We start from the raw sequence: 5,242 nt of genomic DNA, 5'->3' as shown, positions 1-5,242 counted from the left end.
TGGGGTGTAGCAAGTCATCGGCTTATTAGTACCGGTCAGCTACAACCATTACTGGTCGTCCACATCCGGCCTATCAACCCAGTAGTCTGCTGGGAGCCTCTCGGACTCGAAGTCCATGGAGACCTCATCTTGAAGCAGGCTTCCCGCTTAGATGCTTTCAGCGGTTATCCCTCCCGAACGTAGCCAACCAGCCGTGCTCCTGGCGGAACAACTGGCACACCAGAGGTTCGTCCGTCCCGGTCCTCTCGTACTAGGGACAGCCCTTCTCAAGTCTCCAACGCGCGCAGCGGATAGGGACCGAACTGTCTCACGACGTTCTAAACCCAGCTCGCGTACCGCTTTAATGGGCGAACAGCCCAACCCTTGGGACCTACTCCAGCCCCAGGATGCGACGAGCCGACATCGAGGTGCCAAACCATGCCGTCGATATGGACTCTTGGGCAAGATCAGCCTGTTATCCCCGGGGTACCTTTTATCCGTTGAGCGACCGCGTTTCCACAAACCACGGCCGGATCACTAGTTCCGACTTTCGTCCCTGCTCGACCTGTCAGTCTCGCAGTCAAGCTCCCTTGTGCACTTACACTCGACACCTGATTGCCAACCAGGATGAGGGAACCTTTGAGCGCCTCCGTTACTCTTTAGGAGGCAACCGCCCCAGTTAAACTACCCACCAGGCACTGTCCCTGATCCGGATCACGGACCAAGGTTAGATGTCCAGAACGACCAGAGTGGTATTTCAACGATGACTCCACCGACACTGGCGTGCCGACTTCACAGTCTCCCACCTATCCTACACAAGCCGTACCGAACACCAATACCAAGCTATAGTGAAGGTCCCGGGGTCTTTCCGTCCTGCTGCGCGTAACGAGCATCTTTACTCGTAGTGCAATTTCGCCGAGTTCGCGGTTGAGACAGCGGAGAAGTCGTTACGCCATTCGTGCAGGTCGGAACTTACCCGACAAGGAATTTCGCTACCTTAGGATGGTTATAGTTACCACCGCCGTTTACTGGCGCTTAAGTTCTGAGCTTCGCTGGTCGAAACCAACTGACCCGTCCCCTTAACGTTCCAGCACCGGGCAGGCGTCAGTCCGTATACATCGTCTTGCGACTTAGCACGGACCTGTGTTTTTAGTAAACAGTCGCTTCTCCCTGGTCTCTGCGGCCGTCGCGCCTAACCCGCAAGGGTTTCAACGCTAGGGCCCCCCTTCTCCCGAAGTTACGGGGGCATTTTGCCGAGTTCCTTAACCACGATTCTCTCGTCGCCTTGGTATTCTCTACCTGACCACCTGAGTCGGTTTGGGGTACGGGCGGCTTGAACCTCACGCCGAGGCTTTTCTAGGCAGCATAGGATCACCCTGCTTCCCGCATAAGCGGTCACCATCAGGTCTCAGACTCCACATTGAAGTGAGAGGTGCGGATTTGCCTACACCTCGCCCTACACCCTTGGACGTGGACTACCATCGCCACGCGGTGGCTACCTTCCTGCGTCACCCCTGTTAATGCGCTTACCTACTACCGGATCGGGCCGTGCGCTCCCCCAGATCCATCCGAAGACGTCACTGGCTTTGGGCACTTAGCATCCCCGGGCTCGGTATGGGCGGTTCTTCGCCGGTACGGGAATATCAACCCGTTGTCCATCGACTACGCCTGTCGGCCTCGCCTTAGGTCCCGACTTACCCAGGGCGGATGAGCCTGGCCCTGGAACCCTTGGTCATTCGGCGGACGGGATTCTCACCCGTCTTTCGCTACTCATGCCTGCATTCTCACTCGTGTGGCGTCCACGACTGGATCACTCCGCCGCTTCACCCGCCACACGACGCTCCCCTACCCATCCACACGACTGAACCCGCTACAAGAACGGGCTGATCCATGTGTGAATGCCACAGCTTCGGCGGTGTGCTTGAGCCCCGCTACATTGTCGGCGCGGAATCACTTGACCAGTGAGCTATTACGCACTCTTTCAAGGGTGGCTGCTTCTAAGCCAACCTCCTGGTTGTCTGTGCAACTCCACATCCTTTCCCACTTAGCACACGCTTAGGGGCCTTAGCTGGTGGTCTGGGCTGTTTCCCTCTCGACTACGAAGCTTATCCCCCGCAGTCTCACTGCCACGCTCTCACTTACCGGCATTCGGAGTTTGGCTGACGTCAGTAACCTTGTGGGGCCCATCGGCCATCCAGTAGCTCTACCTCCGGCAAGAAACACGTGACGCTGCACCTAAATGCATTTCGGGGAGAACCAGCTATCACGAAGTTTGATTGGCCTTTCACCCCTACCCACAGGTCATCCCCCAGGTTTTCAACCCTGGTGGGTTCGGTCCTCCACGCGGTCTTACCCGCGCTTCAACCTGCCCATGGGTAGATCACTTCGCTTCGGGTCTAGAGCACGCGACTGAAACGCCCTGTTCGGACTCGCTTTCGCTACGGCTTCCCCACACGGGTTAACCTCGCCACGTACCACTAACTCGCAGGCTCATTCTTCAAAAGGCACGCCGTCACCCCAACCAAGGAGGCTCCGACGGATTGTAGGCACACGGTTTCAGGTACTATTTCACTCCCCTCCCGGGGTACTTTTCACCATTCCCTCACGGTACTGTCCGCTATCGGTCACCAGGGAGTATTCAGGCTTAGGGGGTGGTCCCCCCAGATTCACACGGGATTTCTCGGGCCCCGTGCTACTTGGGATACCCATCAGGAGGCCACGCCATTTCGTCTACGGGGGTTCCACCCTCTGTGCCGGGCCTTTCAATGCCCTTCGACTATGACGAAGCTTTCTCACTCCTCGATGAGGTGCTAGCCCCATCAGATGAGTCCCACGACCCCGACCATGCAACGCCTAGCAGCTATCACACATGACCGGTTTAGCCTCTTCCGCTTTCGCTCGCCACTACTCACGGAATCGCGGTTGCTTTCTCTTCCTGTGGGTACTGAGATGTTTCACTTCCCCACGTTCCCTCCACACACCCTATGTGTTCAGGTGCGGGTCACTGGACATGACTCCAGCGGGGTTTCCCCATTCGGAAATCCTCGGATCACAGTTCGGTTGCCAACTCCCCGAGGCTTATCGCAGGCTCCTACGTCCTTCTTCGGCTCCTGGTGCCAAGGCATCCACCGTATGCCCTTAAAAACTTGACCACACACAAAATGCGATCAGCAAAGACTAAAGATGCTCGCGTCCACTGTGCAGTTCTCAAGCAACGGGCGAACCCACACCCAGATCCCAGCGCCAACCCCCACCACAGCCCACCCCACACCAAGCGGAGCACGCCATGACAGAAGCGGTACGACTGACCAGATGCAGCCCATCGAGCAAACCAACCCCCCTCACCCGCAGTCACCCATAGGCACCCACAGACAAGGAGACGTTCGTTCCCTCAGGACCCAACAGCGTGCCCGACACCACCACCACCAACCCACCGATCCAACCCACCCACCCCAGCTCCCGAAAGAGCCCAGCTCCCGAAGGAACCCAGCTCCCGAAGGAACCTCAAGGACGAGCAGGCGTACGAGGAGAAGCTCGCAGCGCTGATGCCATGTCGATGTTCCACCCTTGAGCACCACCTACGGGGCGTTCGCCCGCAGCATGGCCCTACACCACCACGCGCCCCCACCCCACGAAGGAGGCAAGCGCCTGTGCGCGATGATCAGATGCTCCTTAGAAAGGAGGTGATCCAGCCGCACCTTCCGGTACGGCTACCTTGTTACGACTTCGTCCCAATCGCCAGTCCCACCTTCGACGGCTCCCCCCACAAGGGTTAGGCCACCGGCTTCGGGTGTTACCAACTTTCGTGACGTGACGGGCGGTGTGTACAAGCCCCGGGAACGTATTCACCGCAGCGTTGCTGATCTGCGATTACTAGCGACTCCGACTTCACGGGGTCGAGTTGCAGACCCCGATCCGAACTGAGACCAGCTTTTTGGGATTCGCTCCACCTCACGGTCTCGCAGCCCTTTGTACTGGCCATTGTAGCATGCGTGAAGCCCAAGACATAAGGGGCATGATGATTTGACGTCATCCCCACCTTCCTCCGAGTTGACCCCGGCAGTCTCCTATGAGTCCCCGCCATCACGCGCTGGCAACATAGGACGAGGGTTGCGCTCGTTGCGGGACTTAACCCAACATCTCACGACACGAGCTGACGACAACCATGCACCACCTGTGCAGGATCCCTTGCGGACCCGACATCTCTGCCGGATTACCCTGCATGTCAAGCCTTGGTAAGGTTCTTCGCGTTGCATCGAATTAATCCGCATGCTCCGCCGCTTGTGCGGGGCCCCGTCAATTCCTTTGAGTTTTAGCCTTGCGGCCGTACTCCCCAGGCGGGGCGCTTAATGCGTTTGCTGCGGCACGGAACTCGTGGAATGAGCCCCACACCTAGCGCCCAACGTTTACGGCGTGGACTACCAGGGTATCTAATCCTGTTCGCTACCCACGCTTTCGCTCCTCAGCGTCAGTTACAGCCCAGAGACCCGCCTTCGCCACCGGTGTTCCTCCTGATATCTGCGCATTCCACCGCTACACCAGGAATTCCAGTCTCCCCTACTGCACTCTAGTCTGCCCGTACCCACTGCAGGCGCGGAGTTGAGCCCCGCGTTTTCACAGCAGACGCGACAAACCGCCTACGAGCTCTTTACGCCCAATAATTCCGGACAACGCTTGCACCCTACGTATTACCGCGGCTGCTGGCACGTAGTTAGCCGGTGCTTCTTCTGCAGGTACCGTCACTTGCGCTTCTTCCCTGCTGAAAGAGGTTTACAACCCGAAGGCCTTCATCCCTCACGCGGCGTCGCTGCGTCAGGCTTTCGCCCATTGCGCAATATTCCCCACTGCTGCCTCCCGTAGGAGTCTGGGCCGTGTCTCAGTCCCAGTGTGGCCGGTCACCCTCTCAGGCCGGCTACCCGTCGTCGCCTTGGTAGGCCATCACCCCACCAACAAGCTGATAGGCCGCGAGCCCATCCCTGACCGAAAAACTTTCCACACCACCCCATGCGAGGCAATGTCATATCCGGTATTAATCCCGGTTTCCCGAGGCTATCCCAGAGTCAGGGGCAGGTTGCTCACGTGTTACTCACCCGTTCGCCGCTGATCCCCCCGAAGGGTTCACCGCTCGACTTGCATGTGTTAAGCACGCCGCCAGCGTTCGTCCTGAGCCAGGATCAAACTCTCCGTTGATGTGATAAACCCACCCACACCCAAAAGCACAGGCAGGCCAACACCCGATCAAGACCGAAACCGATCAAGACCA

Annotated in this window: 2 rRNA genes; both read right to left on the bottom strand. The window is 58.2% G+C overall.

Features of this window, described 5'->3' with window-relative positions:
* Positions 1-5: 5 nt before the first annotated feature.
* A 23S ribosomal RNA gene (locus tag H7K62_RS21395) occupies positions 6-3,131 on the bottom strand.
* 524 nt (positions 3,132-3,655) lie between these two features.
* Positions 3,656-5,169: ribosomal RNA gene (locus H7K62_RS21390) — 16S ribosomal RNA — on the bottom strand.
* Together the 16S and 23S rRNA genes form the textbook arrangement of a ribosomal RNA operon.
* Between the last annotated feature and the right edge of the window lie 73 nt (positions 5,170-5,242).

Source organism: Quadrisphaera sp. RL12-1S (assembly GCF_014270065.1).
In the GTDB taxonomy this organism is placed as follows: domain Bacteria; phylum Actinomycetota; class Actinomycetes; order Actinomycetales; family Quadrisphaeraceae; genus Quadrisphaera.
Note: the sequence above shows the minus strand (reverse complement) of the source record. Positions and strands in the feature narration are given on the sequence as shown.